The organism is Streptomyces sp. NPDC005728 (assembly GCF_040630895.1).
Lineage (GTDB): Bacteria > Actinomycetota > Actinomycetes > Streptomycetales > Streptomycetaceae > Streptomyces.
Window position 1 is genome coordinate 1 of sequence record NZ_JBEXYL010000286.1, and the last position, 1,487, is coordinate 1,487.

The 1,487-nt window shown below is 69.5% G+C and carries 1 protein-coding gene; it reads right to left on the minus strand.

Annotation, left to right across the window (positions count from 1 at the left end):
• Window positions 1–3: 3 nt before the first annotated feature.
• Window positions 4–1,317 (minus strand): acyl-CoA dehydrogenase family protein, encoded by a 1,314-nt coding sequence (locus ABZ471_RS48625; protein ID WP_359075612.1) that lies wholly within the window; start codon window positions 1,315–1,317, stop codon window positions 4–6.
• Between the last annotated feature and the right edge of the window lie 170 nt (window positions 1,318–1,487).

Genomic DNA, 1,487 nt, shown 5'->3' on the forward strand with positions numbered 1-1,487 from the left:
GGCTTAGGGAGTCGTGGGGGCAGGGTGTGGGGATGGTGCGGGCGCAGGGGTGGGAGGGGAGGCTGCGTCTGGGTTTGGCGCGGTCTCCCCTTGCTTCCGGCGCGGTATGGCGCTCCCGTCCGCTGCCGGGCTTGTGGTGTGGGGTGTGGGGGTATGTGTTTCTGTCTGTTGTGGTGTGGCCTGGTGTTCGGTGCCGATGCGTAGTGTGTGGCCGTTCAGGAAGTCGCACAGGGGGTCGGCCATCTGGCCGCGGGCGGGTGGGTGGAAGGCGAGGGCGGATGCGGCCGAGGCCAGATAGGTTCCTTCGTCGGAGCTGATGAAGGACATCCCGCCGAGGGCGGCCAGTGCGGTCGGTGTGATGCGGGCGATGGTGTCCTGGGCGGCGTAGCGGGCCATCAGGGCGTCCGCGAGGATGGCTTCGGTCCGGTCCTCGTCGGCCATGGCGCGGGCGACGCTTTCGAGGGCGAGCATGGCGGCTCGCAGCTCGGTCGCCATGGCGGCCCGTTCCACGGCGGTGCCTTTGCCCTGTTCCAGTACACGCTCCACGAGACCGCTCGCCACTCCCAGGTAGGAGGCGGTCATCAGCAGTTCGAACCAGAGGAAGCCGATCAGGTGCACCCGGTCGAGCTGGTCGTCGGCCGCATCGGTCATCACCACCATCCGCGGATCGAGGCTGACGTCGCTCAGGACGACCTCGTCGCTCTCGGCGCCTGCCAGCACGCTGGTGTGCCAGAAGGGGCGGACGGAGATGCCCTCGCTCGCGGTGGGCACAATGGCGACGCCCAGGCGCCGGCGTCCGTCGTCGTCGCTGATCATCACCGAGGCGGTGAGCAGGTCCATGGAGCGGGACAGACTGCAGGGCTTCTTGCTGCCGTTGAGGACGATGCGGCCCTCGCGGTGCTCTGCCCTGATAGTGGGCCGCAGGATGGACTGATGGGTGCGGCCCTCCGCGAAGCCCGAGGCGACCAGCAGGGGGTCGGTCGCGATCGCCTCCAGCAGCAGCCCCTCCAGCCCGGTTCCGGTCCGGGCCGCCTCGATCAGGCTGGCCACGGAGAAGTGGTGCATGGTGGTCGCCACGGCCAGTGAGGGACAGCGGCTACCGATGGCCCGCTGCACCCTGACCGCGTCCAGCGGATCGGCGCCCAGGCCCGCGTTCGCTGCGGGAACCAGCAGCGCGGGCCCGCCCGCCTCACGGAAAAGCCCGATCGCCAAACTGTTCGGGCTCTCCAGCTCGGCGAGCGGTCGCGCCGCCAGAGCGGCGTCCAGACCGGGCAGATACCGTTCCAGCAACGCCCGGTCGGACTGCATGAACCTCACGTGAACGCCTTCGGCTCGATCGGGAAGGGACAGCGGTGCAGTCAAACCGCGCTCCGCACACTCCACAGCCGTCCGCGACAGCGGCCGACACGGATACAGGGGCCCTCGAGATACCGGCCGGCCGATGACCGGACGCTCAGCCCGCACAGGTGAATACGCGCAGGTACGCA